We start from the raw sequence: 18,433 nt of genomic DNA, 5'->3' as shown, positions 1-18,433 counted from the left end.
TAAAATAATGATACTAAAAGACCGTGCTTTTGAAGCACGGTCTTTCTTTTTTACAAAATTAGTAAATTAAACCACAACTATTCTAACCACAGAGAACACAATTAAAAAAGCACAAAGTTCATAAAGTTATTAATTGTTTAATTCGACCAACTTTGCACCATCAAAAGTCTTCTCAATAATTTTTAAAAGAAAAATTTAAATCCGAAAGAAAGTGGTGAAGTCAAATTTGGCCTGCTGCCCGCTAAAGCTGTATTGTAAAAAGGGTCAACATTTGCAACATGTGCCAATCCAAAGTTGGTTACTGTAGTTTTCTCACCATTTTTTGGATCTAATGTTGTAGACGTAAAGTTTGCCAAATCATAAGAAAACTCAACTGAGAAGTTTTTACTAATAAAATAGTCAAATCCTCCTGAAACCGACAAACCATATTGGCTAATTTTCAAATCACTTTCCTTCTCTTTTCCTGTAATAATAGGGGCCGCTAATTGTCCGAAAAAGTATAGCGAACCTGCTACATTCCAATATTTTCTGGCCAATGGCTGAATAACAAGCAGATCTGTTTTTGCTACGGTTCCGGTTTTTGCATCCGCCTTTATATTAATAATACCAAATCCTGCACCTACTGCAACAGAAGGCGTTACAAATGTTCCTACAATTGGTAATACCGATAGGTTTGTACTCTTAACATCTCCTGTTTTGGTTTGTTGATAACCAAATTGCGATGTTGCAAACCAAGTACCTTTTAAACCCTGATTTGTATCCTGAGCTTTTGCAGTTAAACCAATAAATGCAATACTTACTAGTGTTAAAATTTTTCTCATGTTTTAGTTTATTTTAAATTATTCAACAAACTTATACGTAAGCATTTTCTTTAGGCATGATCAAAATCATAGGTTAAAAAAAAACTTTAATTCTTTCATATTTTATTAAAGTTTTTCATTTTTGTTTTACATTTGTACGCTATGTTAAAAACAGTCAATATACTTAATAAAAGAGCCCGGTTTGATTATGAGATCATCGATACTTATACTGCCGGAATTGTTTTGTCGGGAACTGAGATTAAATCTATACGACTAGGTAAAGCAAATATTACCGAAAGCTTTTGTGAATTTAACAATCTGGAACTCTTTGCCATTAATACCTATATCGAGGAGTATTCTTTTGGGAATCAATTCAATCATAAATCCAGAAGTGAAAGAAAATTACTTTTGAACAAAAAGGAGCTTAAAACGTTGCACAAAAATGTTCAGGCCAAAGGACTTACTATTGTCCCGTTGAAATTATTTACCAACGAAAAAGGGCTTGCAAAACTGCAAATAGGTCTTTGTAAAGGAAAGAAAAACTACGACAAACGCGAATCCTTAAAAGAACAGGATACCAAACGCGATTTAGATCGAATTAAAAAAGCATACAACTAAAAAACATCTTTTCAAATCACTATTATACCGCTTTCAAGTTATGGTAGTAATACTTCTATTGTAAGCAGCTGGAGAGATCCTCAGATAACTGCACCCCAGGAGCATTTAAAAAAGTTTTATAAAAGATGAAGCTTCAAGGAGAACTGCCGTAAAAGAAATAAAAAAAAAGACGGCTTACTTACTCTAAATCAATGTTTTAAAAAAGAATATTTGATTTTGTTATTTTTATCGAAAAATATGACTATTTTTGTCAAGACAAATAAAAACTTTTTAAAATGAAATCACTTCTTAAAAATGCAAGAGAACAAAAAGGTTTAAAGACCCGAGAAGTAGCACAACTGCTTGGTATCGATCAGGCTCTAATAAGCAAATTTGAAAGTGGGGCAAGAAAACCAACCAAAGATCAAATTGTGAAGTTAGCAAAACTCTTAGAGATCGACTACGAAACTCTAATGATTGCCTGGCTTAAAGAGAAAATTCTATATGAAATTGGTGATGATGATTTTGCATTAAAAGCTCTTGAAGTTGCCGAACAAGAGATTCGATACAACAAAACTGTTTCAAAATTAAAGCTATCTACCACTTTAGAAAAAATCTTAAGTGAAATTGATATTCTAAAAGAAAAGTTAGACAGTTACAGACAATTTGATAGCTATAAAATTAGTCAGGCCCTTGAGCTTGAGTATACTTTTGAAAGTAATAGAATTGAAGGAAATACAATGACTCTCCGAGAGACCGACATGGTCATCAACGAAGGCTTGACTATCTCCGGAAAAAGCATGCGAGAGCATCTTGAAACTATAAATCATCAGGAAGCAATTGGCTTTATCAAAGATTTGATGCAAAAAAATAACAGTCTAAATGAACGTGATCTTTTGTCTATTCATAATTTAATCCTGCGCGGTATCATTCCTGAAGATGCAGGCCGTTATCGAAAAGTACAGGTTATGATTAAAGGAAGCAGCCATATGCCGCCACAGCCGTTTATTGTTGCCAAGGAAATGGAAGACTATTTTATTTGGTACGAAATCAATAAAAATAAGTTACACCCTGTTATTCTTGCAGCCGAAATGCATGAAAGATTGGTCACCGTACATCCATTTATTGATGGAAACGGCAGAACAGCCAGATTAGTAATGAATTTAATTCTAATGCAAAAAGGATATCTGATCGCCAATATAAAAGGAGATTACGAGAATAGGATGCAATATTACCAATCCTTAGAAACTGCCCAGACCAAAAAAGACAAAGAAGATTTCTTATTCTTTATCGCCAAAATCGAAAAAGAAAGCCTGGAACGTTATATTAGTATTATCGGCCAATAAAACAAAACCCACTATCGCTAGTGGGTTTTTATTTAGTTTTTATCTTCTAACAAAGGAACAAATCGAAATTCTCCAAACTCATGTTTTTCGAATTGTGTTTCGTTCTTTCGAATCAACAGCGTCATAATCTGAACATCTTCTCCTAAAGGAATAACCAGCCTTCCTCCTATTTTAAGCTGCGCCATTAAAGGCTGCGGAATAAACGGAGCTCCTGCCGTAACAATAATACTATCAAAGGGTGCATAACTTGGTAACCCTTTATAACCGTCTCCAAAAGACAGGTGTTTTGGGCGAATGTTTAATTTTGGAAACAAATTAGAAGTGGTTCTAAACAATTCACTTTGCCTTTCCACACTATACACTTTTGCTCCTAACATAAACAAAACCGCAGTTTGGTAACCTGATCCTGTACCAATTTCTAAAATCTTATGATCTTTTTTAACCTCTAATAATTGTGATTGAAATGCAACTGTGTAAGGCTGAGAAATCGTTTGCCCCGCTCCTATAGGAAATGCCTTATCCTGATACGCATAATCTTCAAAACTTGAATTTAAAAAAAGGTGTCTCGGGATTTTTTTTATCGCATCCAAAACCGCTTTATCAGTAATTCCTTTTTGTTCTAAAGTGCTTACTAATTGATTACGAAGTCCTTGATGTTTGGCAGTATCTTTCAAAATGGGTAGGTTTTATTTTGGCAAAAATAAGAAAGTAAATCAATTTTAAATGCTTTCATAGAGAATGTTTTCAACTCAGAAACTTCTTTCAATTTAATATAATCCGAACCATTTACCATTCAAATGCTTGTATCAACCGTTCGTCATTTTTTTAAAAATTTTCAGCTGATGTGTTGCTACTTTTGAAACATCAATCAGGAAATAATCATTTAAAAACCAAAATTATGAGCACATTAAATTTTAAAACTCCGACTGAAGCTCTAAAACCATTAGCTGTTGGTTTCGCTATCGGACTTATTACCAATACCATCAGTTTTTTAATTCACTTGTAAAAAATCAATCAATCAATCAATCAATCAATCAATCAATCAGTAAAATTAACCAATCATTAAAACTAAAAATTATGGAAACCCAAAAAGAAGTAAATGTTTACAAAATTGTTAAATCATTAATCGTAGGATTTATAATCGGAGTTGCGCTTTATAAATTTATCACTGTAGTTGTACTCAATTAATCTAATCCTCAATCAAAAGATATCAATCATGAAAACCAATACACTTAAAAAGATCGCTTTTCTATCTCTGGGAGTTATTTCGACAGGAAATTTATTTGCACAAAACAAACCCGAAAAAGCACCCTCTGTTCCCGTTAAAGATACTTATTTTGGAATTATAGTGGAGGACAAATACAGAAACCTTGAGGATTTAAAAAATGAACAGACACTAAGCTGGTTAAAGGCTCAGGCTGATTACACAAACAATATTTTAAACTCAATTCCGGGGAAACAAACTCTTATTAATGAGCTGACTTCTATAAACGACAGAGTTACTGAAGCGATCAGCGGAACTCAAATCATGGAAGATGGCACTTATTTTTATCAAAAAACAACTCCAAAAGATCAGGTTGCAAAACTGTATAAAAGAGCTGGTTTAAAAGGAAAAGAGACATTAATCTTTGACCCACAAACGCTAAAAGGTGAAGCAAAAGACATCTTTACTATTAGTTCTTTCTCTCCCAATAAGAGTGGAAAACTAATTGCTGTAAATATTTCGAAAAATGGTGGTGAAATGAGCGAAATGTTTTTAATAAATACAGCCGACAATAAAATTTTAGCGGATAAAATCGACAAGCTAAGATTTGGAAATGCCAACTGGTTAGACGATGACAAATCTTTTTTGTACTCACAATCACCAACAGCCGATATTCATGATGCAAAAGCGCAATTGAATATTATAACAAAATTGCACGTTATAGGAAATGATATTACAAAGGATAAAGTAATTTTTTCGAAGGCAATGTATCCTGAATTAAAAATTGCTGAGGAAGAAATCCCTATTATGGGTTATGACGTAGACAGTAAGATGCTTTTTCTGATGCCTTATTCTGTAAATCCGAACTTAAAAATGTTTATTGCCAAAGGTTCTGAGTTGAATAGTGGCAAAATTAACTGGAAATTATTGACAGACAGAAAAGATGAAATTAAAAATTTTGCTTTCAGTGATAAAGACATTTATTTTTTCACAAGTCTGAATGCTCCAAAATTTAAAGTAACAAAAACCAGTATTGCCAACCCAAATTTAGCAACTGCAACACTTGTAATCCCTGAAGACAAAGAAGCTAATTTGAACCCTATTACGATTACCAAAGATGGGATTTTTTACACCAAAACAAAAAACGGAATCGAAAGCACCCTATTCTTCACTGATTTTGAAGGAAAAAAACACAACGAAATCAAAACACCTAAAAAATCTGCTACTATTGTTTTAAGTTCAAGAGGAAGTAAGTTTTCAGACTTATGGGTTAGAACAACAGGCTGGACAACCAAAGGAGAACGTTATAAATACGATGTAAAAAGAAACAGCTTTATCAGAGAAGAGCTCTCTACTATTACTGAATATCCAGAATTTGAAAATTTTGAAATTGAAGAATTAATGGTAAAATCGTATGATGGTGTCGAAGTTCCACTATCCATTATTTATAAAAAAGGAATTAAAAAAGATTCAAACAATCCTGTTTTATTCTATGGTTACGGTGCCTACGGAATGTCTATGTCTCCTGGTTTTAACCCTAGTTTACTTTTATGGGTAGAAAGAGGCGGAATACTTGCTGTTGCTCACGTAAGAGGTGGTGGAGAATTAGGTGAAAAATGGCATTTGGAAGGTCAAAAAATTAAAAAACAAAATACCTGGAAAGATGTAATTGCCTGCACCGAATATATGATTAAGGAAGGATATACAAATCCGACAAAAACTGCCATCTACAGCAGAAGCGCGGGTGGAATTCTGGTAGGAAGAGCGATTACTGAAAGACCTGATTTATATGCCGTAGCTATTCCGGGAGTAGGAAGCATGAATACCGTTAGAGGCGAAAATGCACCAAACGGACCTGCAAATACACCTGAATTTGGAACCATGAAAATCGAAGATGAAGCCAAAGCTCTTATAGAAATGGACTCTTACTTACAACTAAAAGAAGGTGTTAAATATCCTGCAACCTTAACAACAGCAGGATTCAATGACCCTAGAATCATTGTTTGGTCTCCTGCTAAATTTGCAGCTCGATTGCTTGAGGTAAATGCGTCTAAAAAACCAACTTTGTTAAAAGTAGATTATGAAGCTGGTCATTTTGGAGGAGCTTCAAAAGCAAAATCGTATGAAGAAGTTGCTGATGTTTTAAGCTTTGCACTATGGCAAGTGGGTCACCCGGACTTTCAACCAAAAAATTAGTAATTTAAAATGTAACTTTGGCAATGCTGGCATTGCCAAAGTTTTTAAAACTTAAAATTATGATCAAAATAATTATAGCTTTGACAATAGAAATAAGCAATTTGTTATTTAAAATTTTATCTTAATGAAATTAACCGCAAAAATTCTAGTGACTTTAGTCGTTATATTCTGTCTGCTCTTTATAGGCGCTTTTATCGCAGGAATGTATTATGGGTATCACACACCACTGAAGACAAAATAACTTATAAAAATGTTTCAAAAAAAGAATCAAGTTTTCATTTTAGTTCAGATCATTATATGGACTATCTATTCAGGAATACTTTTTATTCCCCAAATTATCATTCCTGAATTAAATTTATTGGGATATAAAAATTGGCAGCTTCTGTTAGACTACTTTTTTAGTGTTTGCCTGCTTACTTTCCTTTCGATAGTTTTAAAATATTTTTATGACCGCCATATAAAGCTGGACGATTTTAAGCTTTGGGAAATTATTAAAATGCTTTTTTTAATTTTCGCATCTGCCCTTTTTTATTATGGAGCGTTAACGGCATACAATTATCTAATGATCACCTATCTTTATGAAAACCCTGAAGTTTTTGATCATCCTTCTCAATCTGCAAAAAAACAGGTTTTATTTATTTTTGTGATGGGATTTCTTTTCTTTCTTTGGATAGTTGTGTACACCATTTACAAAACAACCTCGCAAATCAAGAACAATAAAATGGATCGAATGGAAATTGAAAACAACTTAAAAGATTCTCAACTGAATGCTTTAAAGGGGCAAATCAATCCGCATTTTATGTTTAACAGCTTAAATAATATTCGTGGATTAATTCTGGAAAATCCTGAAAAATCGAGAGAAATGATCACCCGATTGTCCGAAATGCTTCGATATTCCCTGACCAAAAACGAGATTACAACAATTGCTTTGGAAGAAGAAATTGAAATGGTAGAAAACTTCATTGAAATTTCAAAAATTCAAATGGAAGAACGTTTGAATTTTACTTCTCAAATAGACCCAAATACTTTACAGCTGCAAATTCCCCCTATGATCATCCAAATGCTGATCGAAAATGCGGTTAAACATGGAATTGCAAAATTAAAAGACGGAGGTCAAATTGCATTAGAAACCAATCTGGAAAACAACAATTTAACCATTCTGGTTTCGAATACGGGAGTACTTACCATTGAAAAAGATTCTACACAACTGGGTATCAAAAATATTGAGAAAAGACTTCATTTAATCTATGGCGAAAAAGCCAATTTTAAATTGGAGGAAATAAAAAATAAAGTAGTTGCAAAAATAATTATTCCAATACTTTAGGTATGAAAAAAATAAAAGCTGTCATTGTTGAAGATTCTCGACTGGCCAGAAATGAGCTTAAAGAATTAATTAAAAATCATCGTGAAATTGAAATTATAGGAGAAGCAGAAAATGTAGATTCGGGCTTTAAATTAATACAGGAAACCCAACCCGATTTGCTTTTTTTAGACATCAATATGCCGGAAAAAGATGGTTTCGAACTGTTAGAAATGCTTGACAAAGTTCCTATTACAATTTTTACAACCGCATTTGATGAATATGCGATTAAATCTTTTGAATACAACGCATTAGACTATTTACTAAAACCTATAAACCCAAAAAGATTTGCGCATTCCATCGAAAAAGTAAGTCAAAATCTAATTGAAAAAGAAGAAAAAAACAATAAGAAACTGACGCTAAACAACCAGATTTTTATTCGCGATGGCGAAAAATGCTGGCTCGTAAAAATTGCCGATATCTTTCTATTTGAAGTTGAAGGCAATTACACCCGAATCTTTTTTCAGGATGAAAAGGCCATACTTAATAAATCATTAAACAACATTGAAGAAAAACTTCCCGATGATTTTTTCTTCCGGGCCAATCGAAACCAAATTATTAATATAGAATATATACTTAAAATAGACCCTTGGTTTAGTGGTAATCTGCTTGTACAGCTCCCGAAAGAGGTGAAAGTAGAAATATCAAGAAGACAAACCAATAACTTCAAAGAAAAGTTAAGTCTGTAAATACATTTAAATTTGTTTAAATAATTTCGACTTTGTCCCAGCTAAACTTTTACTTTCAACAAATAAATTATATTTTTGTTTAAAATACATTCTCATGTTAAAAGTAGGAGTTTTAGGTGCTGGTCATCTTGGTAAAATACATTTACGCTTATTACAACAATCTGACCAATACGAATTAGTTGGATTTTACGACGAAAATCAGGAAAATGCCGAAAGAATCTCAAAAGAGTTTGGCTACAAAAACTTCAACACAATTGCAAAATTAATCCACGCCGTGGATGTTATCGATATTGTAACCCCAACTCTTTCACACTATAAATGTGCTAAGGTAGCCATCAAATCCGGAAAACATATCTTTATAGAAAAACCAATTGCGAATACTGTTGAAGAAGCCGAAGAAATTATTGCTTTGGCCGCAGAACACAACGTAAAAGGTCAGGTAGGTCATGTTGAGCGCTTTAACCCTGCGTTTATTGCTACAAAAAACATGATCGAAAATCCAATGTTTATAGAAACACATCGTTTGGCTGAATTTAATCCGCGTGGTACAGATGTTCCTGTAGTTCTCGATTTAATGATTCACGATATTGATGCCATTCTAAGCGTTGTCAATTCAAAAGTAAAAAATATCAATGCAAGTGGTGTTTCTGTAATTAGTGAAACTCCGGACATTGCCAATGCCAGAATTGAATTCGAAAATGGATGTGTAGCCAATTTAACGGCCAGCAGAATTTCGATGAAAAACATGCGTAAAACGAGATTTTTTCAAAAAGACGCCTACATTTCTGTAGATTTTCTGGAGAAAAAATGCGAAGTCGTTCGTATGAAAGACGCTCCGGAAATTCCGGGTGACTTTGATATGATTTTACAAAATGCAGAAGGTGTAAAAAAACAAATCTATTTTACAAATCCTGATGTCGAGCAAAATAATGCAATCCTGGATGAGCTGGAATCATTTGCCAATGCTATAAACACAGATACAACACCAGTTGTAACCCTGGAACAGGCAACAGATGCTTTGAGAGTAGCCTATCAGATTATTGATTGTTTCGATAAATAAATTGAACGCTTTTAAAAAATAAATTAGCCACGAGTTCATGAATTAATTTGTGAACTCGTGGCTAAAATCATAAATATAATATCAAATTTAAATGAAGACTATAGCTGTAATTGGTGCAGGAACAATGGGTAACGGAATTGCTCATACATTTGCACAAAGTGGTTTTGTTGTAAAACTAATTGACGTTTCAGAAAAATCATTAGACAAAGGAATGGCAACTATTGCTGCCAATCTGGACCGAATGCTTTCTAAAGGAACTATTACTCAGGAAGAAGTTACCAAAACAATCACAAATATTATCACATATACCGATATTAAAGATGGTGTTGTTGGGGTAGATTTAGTAGTTGAAGCTGCTACTGAAAATGTAGAGCTAAAACTTAATATTTTCAAGCAACTAAACGAGGCTTGCTCTCACAATACGATTCTGGCAACCAATACTTCTTCCATTTCTATTACCCAAATTGGAGCTGTTGTAGCACATCCTGAAAGAGTTATTGGGATGCACTTTATGAATCCGGTGCCTATCATGAAATTGGTCGAAATCATTCGTGGATACAATACCAGCGATGAAGTAACCAAAACTATCATGGATTTATCAGTAAAACTAGGTAAAGTTCCTGTTGAAGTAAACGACTATCCTGGTTTTGTGGCAAACCGAATTTTAATGCCTATGCTTAACGAAGCGATCGAAACCTTGTACAACAAAGTTGCGGGAGTTTACGAAATTGATACGGTAATGAAGTTAGGAATGGGACACCCTATGGGACCTCTTCAATTGGCTGATTTTATTGGTCTTGATGTTTGTCTTGCCATTTTAAATGTAATGTACGACGGCTTCAAAAACCCAAAATATGCACCTTGCCCTTTATTAGTCAATATGGTGAGAGCAGGAAAATTAGGCGTGAAATCTGGTGAAGGTTTTTACGACTACAGCGAAAGTAAAAAAGCAGAGAAAATCTCTAAGCAATTTATTCTTTCCTAAAAAAAAAACACCATGTCGATAGCATCGAATTTAAATACAATCAAAGCGAGTTTGCCTGAAAATGTAACGTTAGTTGCCGTTTCTAAAACCAAACCTGTCTCTGATTTAATACAGGCTTATGATGCCGGTCAGCGTATTTTTGGAGAAAATAAAATCCAGGAAATGGTTGACAAATACGAGCAAATGCCGAAAGACATTCAATGGCACATGATTGGTCATGTACAGTCGAATAAAGTCAAATTTATGGCGCCTTTTGTAAGCCTGATTCATGGTGTTGATAGTTTGAAACTCTTGCAGGAAATCAATAAACAAGCCGTAAAAAACAATCGGGTTATTGATTGCCTGCTTCAAATACATATCGCTGAAGAAGAAACCAAGTTTGGACTGGATGAAAACGAATTAAATGAATTATTATCTTCATCAGAGTTCAAAGAAATGAAAAACATACGTATCTTGGGCTTAATGGGGATGGCAACTTTTACAGAAGATCAGAACCAGATTAAGAAGGAATTTACACATTTAAAATCTATTTTTGATTCGATAGAAAAGCTAAAAATTGAAAACGGTAATCTGAATACTATTTCCATGGGAATGTCGGGCGATTATCAGCTTGCCATAACATGCGGAAGCACAATGGTTCGCATTGGAAGCAGTATCTTCGGAGGAAGATAACTTGATTTTAGATTGTAGATTAACGATTGTAGATTATAAACCGATTACTAAAAACTGAGACTGAATACTAAATTTGTACGCAATACTAGACATAGAAACCACCGGAGGCCAGTTTAATGAGGAAGGAATTACCGAAATCGCCATTTATAAATTTGATGGCCATGAAGTAATTGACCAATTCATTAGTCTGGTGAATCCTGAAATTCCGATTCAGCCCTTTGTGGTGAAGTTAACCGGAATCAATAATGCTATGTTGCGCTCTGCTCCTAAGTTTTTTGAAGTTGCGAAACGAATTATCGAAATCACCACTGATTGCATTATTGTAGCGCATAACGCCTCTTTTGATTACCGAATTTTACGCACGGAATTCAGACGTTTAGGTTACAATTTTGAAGCCAAAACACTATGTACAGTTGAACTTGCCAAGAAATTAATTCCGGATCAGCCTTCCTATAGTTTAGGAAAACTGGTAAGAGCACTTGGGATTCCAATGGCAGACAGACATCGCGCCAGCGGTGATGCAATGGCGACAACCAAGCTCTTCAAGATGCTTTTAGAAAAAGATCTGGAAAAAACCATTGTAAAAGATTTTATAAAACTGGAGGTAGAAAAAGGAATTGCTCCAAAATTTCTGGACATATTAGCTCAAATGCCTGCAAAAACGGGTGTTTATTATATTTACAATGAAGGTGGGACTCTTATTTACATTGGAAAAAGCCAAAATATAAAGAAAAGAGTCAATCAGCACTTTACCGGAATTACCACCAAAAGTAAAAAAATACAGGCCGAAGTTTTCACCATAACTTATGATGAAACCGGAAGCGAATTAATTGCTCTTTTAAAAGAAAGCGAAGAAATAAAAATAAACCGCCCGAGATACAATCGTTCACAACGAAAAACCATCTTTCAATATGCTTTGTATGCAGAGAAAGATGCCAATGGCTACCTGAATTTAAAGCTCGAAAAAGCCGATGGCCGTAAAAAAGAGATCACCTCCTTTGCTACTTTGCAGGAAGGTAAAAACGCTCTTTTCAGGTTTACCGCAAAATACCATTTGTGCCAAAAACTAACAGGACTGTATCAAACCAAAAAAGAATGTTTTCAATACAAAATCAAAGAGTGTGACGGTGCCTGTATTGAAGAAGTAACTCCTGAGATTTACAATGCCCGCGTACAGCAGTTTATTTCTGAAAATAGTTTCGAAAATAAAAGCATGATTTTACTCGACAGAGGCCGAAATGTCAATGAAAGAAGCGCTATTTTAATCGAAAATGGTCTTTACAAAGGGTATGCCTTCTACGATTTGAACTACCAGATTACCAATATCGAGATTCTGAAAAACATTCTGATTCCAATGCAGCACAATCGCGATGTCAAGAATATCATTCAAAACTACATCCGAAAAAGCAAATCGCTGAAGATACTACATTTTTAACACTGCTAAACTTTCATTATCTTCGTGGAGATGAAAAAAACAAAATCCAAATACGAAATCTTCCGGGAAAGAATCAAAATCATCCTTTATGGAACGGATACGTTTTTGGGAAGAATGTTTGATCTGGTACTCCTTGGATTGATTCTGCTTAGTGTTGTTTTGATTATGATGGAAACCGTTCAGGGAATCAATCAAAAATACCACTCTCAGCTTATTGCTTGCGAATGGGTTATCACCGTATTTTTTACCATTGAGTATGTACTGCGAATCATTTCGATTCAAAAACCAGTCAGATATATTTTTAGTTTTTACGGAATTATCGATCTGATGGCGGTATTACCGATGTACTTATCCATTTTTTTCCCGGGGGCAAGTGTGCTGTCGATCATAAGAGCTCTGCGTTTTTTCAGATTATTCAAAATCCTGCATATTCCGCAAATCTCCCATCAGTCTGTTCAGCTACGGGAAGCCATTGAAGCCAGTAAAGAGAAAATTCTCGTTTTTATTTATTTTGTACTGATCAGCACCATAATAATTGGTTCGGTCATGTATTTGGTCGAAGGTAAAGAATCCGGCTTTACAAGTATTCCGATGAGTATTTACTGGACAATTGTTACTTTGACCACGGTGGGTTATGGCGATATTTCTCCTCAGACCCCTCTCGGACAATTTATTGCCGCTTTTGTTATGATTTTGGGTTACGGAATCATAGCTGTTCCAACCGGAATCGTAACTGCCGAGTTTGCAAAAAGCAGCCTGAAAAACAGTGTCGTAAGCAGCAAAAAAACGTGCACAAAGTGCCGCTCTCAGGTGCATTTTGATCATGCTCAATATTGTTTTGAATGCGGAACAAAATTACCTAACAATTAATTCAGAAAGGGCTTCATAATCCTTACTTTAATCCATACAAGTCTAAGGTTTTTGCAACCGTAAAGACTCCCAAATATGAAATATCTAATTACCATCGTCGGACCAACAGCAATAGGCAAAACAGCTTTGAGCATTGCTTTGGCACAACATTTTAATTGTGAGATAATCTCTTGCGACAGTCGTCAGTTTTTTAAAGAAATGACAATTGGTACGGCAGTCCCTACTCCCGAAGAACTGCAATCTGCCACACATCATTTTATACAGAACAAATCTATTTTCGAAAATTACACCGTTGGGGATTACGAAAAAGAAGCACTTTTAAAATTAGAAGAATTGTTTGCAAAGAATGACTTCGCTATTCTCATTGGCGGTTCAGGACTATATGTTGATGCCATTCTAAAAGGATTCGATGAATTTCCGGAAATTGATCCTGAAGTACGTTCTGAAATAAACGCTAACTACGAAAAGCTTGGTATTACTTATTTGCAGGATCAGTTAAAAAATCTTGATCCCGATTATTATCAGAGGTTGACCATAGAAAACCCGCAAACGCTTCAAAATCCGCAAAGAATGATGCGTTTTACAGAAGTGTGTATCGGAACTCAAAAGCCCTACTCTTCTTTTTTAAATCAGAAGAAAAACAACCGAAATTTTACTCCTGTTCTAATTGGTTTAGAAGCCGACAGACCCGTAATCTATAACCGCATCAATCAACGTGTAGATCTGATGCTGAAGGAGGGATTATTGGAAGAAGCCAAAGCGCTATATCCCAACAAAGCGTTAAATGCGTTACAAACGGTCGGTTATAGAGAATTATTTAGTTATTTTGACGGAGAATTTTCGCTGCCTTTTGCCATCGAAGAAATCAAAAAAAACACCAGACGTTTCTCTAAAAGACAACTGACCTGGTTCAAACGAAATGAAGACACAAAATGGTTTGATTATGCGACAGATCGAAACGAAATCATAAGTTACATAGAAAATCTTCTAAAGTAAAATCGGTTTCTTTTCTCTGATAGAAAAATCTAAAATCAACAATCTAAAATTTAAAATTCAGCAATGCCAATATCTCCAAATTTTACTTCTGTCTTAAGCAAAGACTGGGAAATCAATTTTACACAATGTACACCAAATGGTTTTCTAAAGTATACTGACTTATGTAATATTCTGCAATTGACGGCTGCTGCGCATTCTGAAGCCGGAGGCATTAGCTTTTTTGATATGCAGGAGTTTCATCAGGCCTGGGTATTAAGCCGCATGCGTGTTGAAATTACTGCTTTACCGAAATGGCAAGATGTTGTAACGGTAAAAACCTGGATCAACAGTTTAGAAAACTCTCGTTCTGTTCGTGCTTTAGAAATGCATGTAAACGGAAAAAAAATAGTAGGCTGCGAAACGTACTGGGCTGTTTTTAATACACAATTACGACGTCCCGAAGCTTTGGCTTTACCTTACCAACATTTTGAATTGTACCCCGAAAAACGTGCCACTACTGAAGGTTTTTCAAAAATAAACATCAACCACGAAAAAGAAGCGGTTTTTGAAAAAACAGTTTACCTCTCGGATCTGGACATTGTAAATCACGTTAATAATGTCAAATATTTAGAATGGTGCCTTGATCATGTAGAAGAGAAAAGAATTCTTAAACAAGAGGTTAAAAGCTTTGAAATGAATTTTATGAAGGAACTGTCGCTAAAAGATAAAGTCATCATCCATGAGAGCGAAGATGACAATCACACTAAGGCAACGTTCAGCATTACAAAACAGGAGAAAACTTGTTTTGCTTTAGAGTTACACTGGAAATAAGATACTCCAAAAAAAAAAAATAAAAGTTTAAAATTCGTGGTAATTCTGTGAATTCCTGATAAAAGAAACGAGGCATAATCGCCTCGTTTTTCTTTATAGGAAGATTACTTTGCTTTCTTCTTCGAATCTTTTTTCGTTTTTTCAGCTTTCTTTTTCTTTTGCGTCAACTCAATCTTGCCTTTAATTCTTTTCTCCACTTCAACAATATCGGATTCAAAAACAAATTGTAACGTACAAAGTTTCGCCTTTTTAATTTCTTTTAGTGCCAATTGAAATTCTTGCTGCGCTTCATAAAGAATTCCTTTCTTCACAAAAATTTCAGATTTGTTTATTCCTTTTATAGTTAAAGCAAAATCGATTAATTTTTGCGCTTCTTCAAAATCTTCATTTAAAATTAAAGTCTGAATATAGTGCGGATATACTTCGAGTGCATGAATGTTAATCGTCAGGGCTTCCTGAAAATAGATTTTTGCCTCTTCGTAATTCCATAATTGTTCTGACTGAATTCTTCCGTACAAGCACAAAACCATTGTGTTTTTAGCATCATAGGAAAAGGCATAATCCAAAGATTCAATAGTTTCTTCTAATGAATACGGATAACTGTCCAACGCCTGAAAAAGGTATTTATCTATTGCTTTCATGTTATGTGTCGATATTTATTGTTTTTTTTTGGTCACCTATAATTCGCATATAATCATTTTTTTTTTGCGACCAACTTTTTAATTATGCTCATTTCGTAAATCGGTTTTAAGTTTCTGACGTGTTCCTTTGTAACTTTTCTCTGCCTTGTTCTTTTTAAAGTCAGTTCCTGAAAAAACTCTAATCGGATTGCCCCGCTGAATGTTGAGCTGATTTTCCCATTGTTTTCCAACATGGTTTTTAAGTTGCTGTAAGGTTTCGTCTTCTAGCTTTTTTAATAATCGTTCTGTTGCCAGTTTTTTGTTTTGGTGCTGCGAACGGCTGTCCATAGCAACAACCGTAATTCCTGTTGGCAAATGTGTCGCGCGGATTGCCGAACTCACTTTGTTTACGTGTTGCCCGCCTGCTCCGGAACTGCGCATGGCCTGATACTGAATATCGCTTTCAGAAATTGATACATTTTTTTGTGGTTCAATCTCAAAAACACCAATAAACCAGTTTTTTCGCTTGTGCATTTTCCTAAACTGGCTTTGACCAATCCATTGAATCGTTCCTATCCAGGAATCAGCAAATCGGGCAGCATCTTTCCCTTTTACAGCGATGGTAGCGGTTTCTACTGTTCCGTTTTCCTGCCCAACTTCTCGCTGCAGCAAAGTTGTTTCTAATTGTTGTTCCTCTGCTTCGTCCAAAACTTTTTTAAGCACCTGAGCCACTACCCAGGTGCATTCTGCCGGTCCGCGACCCGCTGTTATCTGAATTATTTTTTCCATTTCTCTAATATTTTAAGAAGCTTTTCTCTGTTCTTCGCTTCTTTTACAAATTTTGGTAAACGGGCCACCAAACTCGATCCGAAATTCATTCCTGGATTTCGTTCCCTTAGCGTTGCTCCGATATACCGTTCTAAATACTCCATATGCTGCTTATTATAGGCCCAGAAGATATGTTTATCTACTTCTATTTGAAACCAAAGCGGCAAATTATACCATTGTTCTTTCACTAAACCGTCGTTACGATTTGAATTTTGCAAAACCTCTTCAACTTTTGGTTTCCACTCTTCCTGAAAATTACAATGCGGACATTTCGCTTTATACTTTTCCGGCTTTTCTTTTAATAACTGCGATTTAAATTCATATTTTTCATAACACTGATTGCAATAGGCCTTACCATAAGCAATGTATTGGTAAATGGGCTTGTCAAGCTTATAAAAGCAATGTTTACACTCCAAAACTTTAGTATAACAATGCCCGCATTTGCATTCTTCTGAAAGTTTATTTTTAACTTTAGCTTGAGCATCACATTTCGGACACTGCACTAAAACCTCATGTAAAAAACTTTCTAAAAACTTATTCTCATCCTGAAATCTTTTCATACTCTTTATCTTTTTATCGGTCCATTCTAACGATCTTTGGCGTGAAAGTTCCAAGCACTTCCACCAGATCACTTTGATTTGCCATCACTTTTGTAATGTCTTTATACGCCATAGGCGCTTCGTCAATATTTCCTCCAATTAAGGTCACATCATTGGCTTTTAACACCTTTTTAATCTCACTTTGAGTGAAGGTACTTTTACACTTCGCTCTTGAAAACAAACGCCCTGCGCCATGCGAAGCAGAGTTTAAGCTTTCCGTATTTCCCTTGCCTTTTACAATGTAGCCGGGCGCCGTCATCGAACCGGGAATAATTCCCAATTGGCCTGCTGCGGCAGGCGTTGCACCTTTTCTATGTACAATACATTCCTGACCGTTTACCATTTCTTTCCAGGCAAAATTGTGATGATTTTCGATGGTTACCACTACTCTTTTTCCAATTGCTTTGGCAATTCGTCGATGAATATCATCATGACAGGCTTTTGCATACTCTCCTGCTAAATTCATAGCCAGCCAGTATTCCTGACCGTCATGCGTATTTAAATCCAACCAGGCCAAATGCTGAACATTTTTTGGTAACGGACATTGTTTTGTGGCCAGATAGGTATAATGTTTTGCAATGTTTGCGCCTAATCCTCTGGAACCGCTGTGCGAAAGAACGGCGAAATATTCTCCTTTTTCGAGCTTCCATTCGTTCTCCGGATTTTCAATTTTAGCAATTCCGAATTCTACAAAATGGTTTCCTCCGCCAGAACTTCCCAATTGCTTGTAGGCCTTCGGCAAAAGATTCTTTAACAATGGAATATCCTGAAATTCGCTTTTATAAAAAACATCATGATCGACTCTTGAAGCATGAGTTTCATACATTCCAAACTTGGTATTGTCTTTCAAAATTGCTTCCAACTGGTGTTCCTTGCCTTTAAAATACGAAGCCGGCAAATCAAAAATAGAAAGGCTCATTCTGCATCCGATATCCACTCCAACTCCGTACGGAATTACAGCATTATCGGTCGCTAAAACCCCTCCAATTGGCAATCCGTAACCCGAATGTGCATCCGGCATCAATGCTCCGGCTACCGAAATAGGCAGTTTTAACGAATCATACAATTGAAATTTTGCCTGTTGGTCAATCTCATTTTCTCCAAAAATTTTAAAAGGAACTCTTGTTGTCTTCAACTGATGCATTCTTACCTGAACCGGTTTGATCAAACCTTCAGCTACTTTACCCCAGGTTCCGTTGCCTTCATACTTTTCCGGATGTAACAATACATCTTTAGCTTCTGTCAGGATAGATTCTTTTTTCTCCCTTTTTCTATATCTGTTGATCTGCCCTAAGGCGATATTTATTGAATTGTTTTTTGGAAACCCTAATTTAATCAGGTCTTTTCCAGATAATTTATTTCCCAT

Annotated in this window: 18 protein-coding genes; 12 read left to right on the top strand and 6 right to left on the bottom strand. The window is 35.2% G+C overall.

All coding sequences use genetic code 11. The annotated features are described in order from the left end of the window. Positions 1-182: 182 nt before the first annotated feature. The gene (locus OLM61_RS16310; protein ID WP_264523667.1) at positions 183-821 is read right to left on the bottom strand and encodes a porin family protein; all 639 of its coding nucleotides are present in this window, start codon (positions 819-821) and stop codon (positions 183-185) included. A gap of 141 nt (positions 822-962) precedes the next feature. Between OLM61_RS16310 and smpB the strand changes: the two genes are divergently transcribed. Continuing rightward, complete coding sequence (smpB, locus tag OLM61_RS16305; protein ID WP_264523666.1) at positions 963-1,418, top strand: SsrA-binding protein SmpB; 456 nt, start codon at positions 963-965, stop codon at positions 1,416-1,418. Between the two features lie 275 nt (positions 1,419-1,693). Beyond that, entirely contained in the window at positions 1,694-2,743 is a 1,050-nt protein-coding gene (locus OLM61_RS16300; RefSeq protein ID WP_264523665.1) for a Fic family protein, read from the top strand. A 32-nt stretch (positions 2,744-2,775) separates the two neighbouring features. Here the strand turns inward: OLM61_RS16300 and OLM61_RS16295 are convergent, their stop codons facing one another. Then, positions 2,776-3,417, bottom strand: coding sequence for a protein-L-isoaspartate(D-aspartate) O-methyltransferase (locus OLM61_RS16295; protein ID WP_017497113.1), 642 nt, complete (start codon positions 3,415-3,417; stop codon positions 2,776-2,778). Between the two features lie 542 nt (positions 3,418-3,959). Here OLM61_RS16295 and OLM61_RS16290 point away from each other — a divergent pair. The 10 genes from OLM61_RS16290 (at position 3,960) to OLM61_RS16245 (ending at position 15,020) form a co-directional block, all read left to right on the top strand. After that, positions 3,960-6,143 (top strand): prolyl oligopeptidase family serine peptidase, encoded by a 2,184-nt coding sequence (locus OLM61_RS16290; protein WP_264523664.1) that lies wholly within the window; start codon positions 3,960-3,962, stop codon positions 6,141-6,143. A 250-nt stretch (positions 6,144-6,393) separates the two neighbouring features. Continuing rightward, a complete protein-coding gene (locus OLM61_RS16285; RefSeq protein ID WP_264523663.1) occupies positions 6,394-7,467 on the top strand; it encodes a sensor histidine kinase in 1,074 nt (357 codons plus the stop codon). A 2-nt stretch (positions 7,468-7,469) separates the two neighbouring features. After that, a complete protein-coding gene (locus OLM61_RS16280) occupies positions 7,470-8,192 on the top strand; it encodes a LytR/AlgR family response regulator transcription factor (RefSeq protein ID WP_264523662.1) in 723 nt (240 codons plus the stop codon). Positions 8,193-8,286: 94 nt separating this feature from the next. Next, a complete protein-coding gene (locus tag OLM61_RS16275; RefSeq protein ID WP_264523661.1) occupies positions 8,287-9,252 on the top strand; it encodes a Gfo/Idh/MocA family protein in 966 nt (321 codons plus the stop codon). Positions 9,253-9,343: 91 nt separating this feature from the next. Then, entirely contained in the window at positions 9,344-10,237 is an 894-nt protein-coding gene (locus tag OLM61_RS16270; RefSeq protein WP_017497120.1) for a 3-hydroxyacyl-CoA dehydrogenase family protein, read from the top strand. Between the two features lie 12 nt (positions 10,238-10,249). After that, complete coding sequence (locus OLM61_RS16265; RefSeq protein WP_264523660.1) at positions 10,250-10,909, top strand: YggS family pyridoxal phosphate-dependent enzyme; 660 nt, start codon at positions 10,250-10,252, stop codon at positions 10,907-10,909. 73 nt (positions 10,910-10,982) lie between these two features. Further along, positions 10,983-12,344, top strand: a complete 1,362-nt coding sequence (locus OLM61_RS16260) for an exonuclease domain-containing protein (RefSeq protein ID WP_264523659.1) — start codon at positions 10,983-10,985, stop codon at positions 12,342-12,344. Positions 12,345-12,374: 30 nt separating this feature from the next. Continuing rightward, complete coding sequence (locus OLM61_RS16255) at positions 12,375-13,214, top strand: ion transporter (RefSeq protein ID WP_264523658.1); 840 nt, start codon at positions 12,375-12,377, stop codon at positions 13,212-13,214. A 75-nt stretch (positions 13,215-13,289) separates the two neighbouring features. Next, positions 13,290-14,210 (top strand): tRNA (adenosine(37)-N6)-dimethylallyltransferase MiaA, encoded by a 921-nt coding sequence (gene miaA, locus OLM61_RS16250; RefSeq protein ID WP_264523657.1) that lies wholly within the window; start codon positions 13,290-13,292, stop codon positions 14,208-14,210. A 63-nt stretch (positions 14,211-14,273) separates the two neighbouring features. Further along, a complete protein-coding gene (locus OLM61_RS16245; protein WP_263360574.1) occupies positions 14,274-15,020 on the top strand; it encodes an acyl-[acyl-carrier-protein] thioesterase in 747 nt (248 codons plus the stop codon). Positions 15,021-15,124: 104 nt separating this feature from the next. Here OLM61_RS16245 and OLM61_RS16240 read toward each other — a convergent pair whose 3' ends face one another. The 4 genes from OLM61_RS16240 to OLM61_RS16225 all read right to left on the bottom strand — a co-directional run bounded on the left by OLM61_RS16240 (position 15,125) and on the right by OLM61_RS16225 (position 18,433). Next, entirely contained in the window at positions 15,125-15,661 is a 537-nt protein-coding gene (locus OLM61_RS16240; RefSeq protein WP_264523656.1) for a tetratricopeptide repeat protein, read from the bottom strand. Positions 15,662-15,739: 78 nt separating this feature from the next. Next, positions 15,740-16,429, bottom strand: a complete 690-nt coding sequence (prfH, locus tag OLM61_RS16235) for a peptide chain release factor H (RefSeq protein ID WP_264523655.1) — start codon at positions 16,427-16,429, stop codon at positions 15,740-15,742. Further along, positions 16,417-17,028, bottom strand: a complete 612-nt coding sequence (locus OLM61_RS16230) for a hypothetical protein (RefSeq protein WP_264523654.1) — start codon at positions 17,026-17,028, stop codon at positions 16,417-16,419. The genes prfH and OLM61_RS16230 overlap by 13 nt, the downstream gene beginning before the upstream one ends. Positions 17,029-17,041: 13 nt before the next feature. Continuing rightward, entirely contained in the window at positions 17,042-18,433 is a 1,392-nt protein-coding gene (locus tag OLM61_RS16225) for an RtcB family protein (RefSeq protein ID WP_264523653.1), read from the bottom strand.

Origin of the sequence: Flavobacterium sp. N502536 (assembly GCF_025947345.1) — a bacterium.
Classification (GTDB): Bacteria; Bacteroidota; Bacteroidia; order Flavobacteriales; family Flavobacteriaceae; genus Flavobacterium.
Note: the sequence above shows the minus strand (reverse complement) of the source record. Positions and strands in the feature narration are given on the sequence as shown.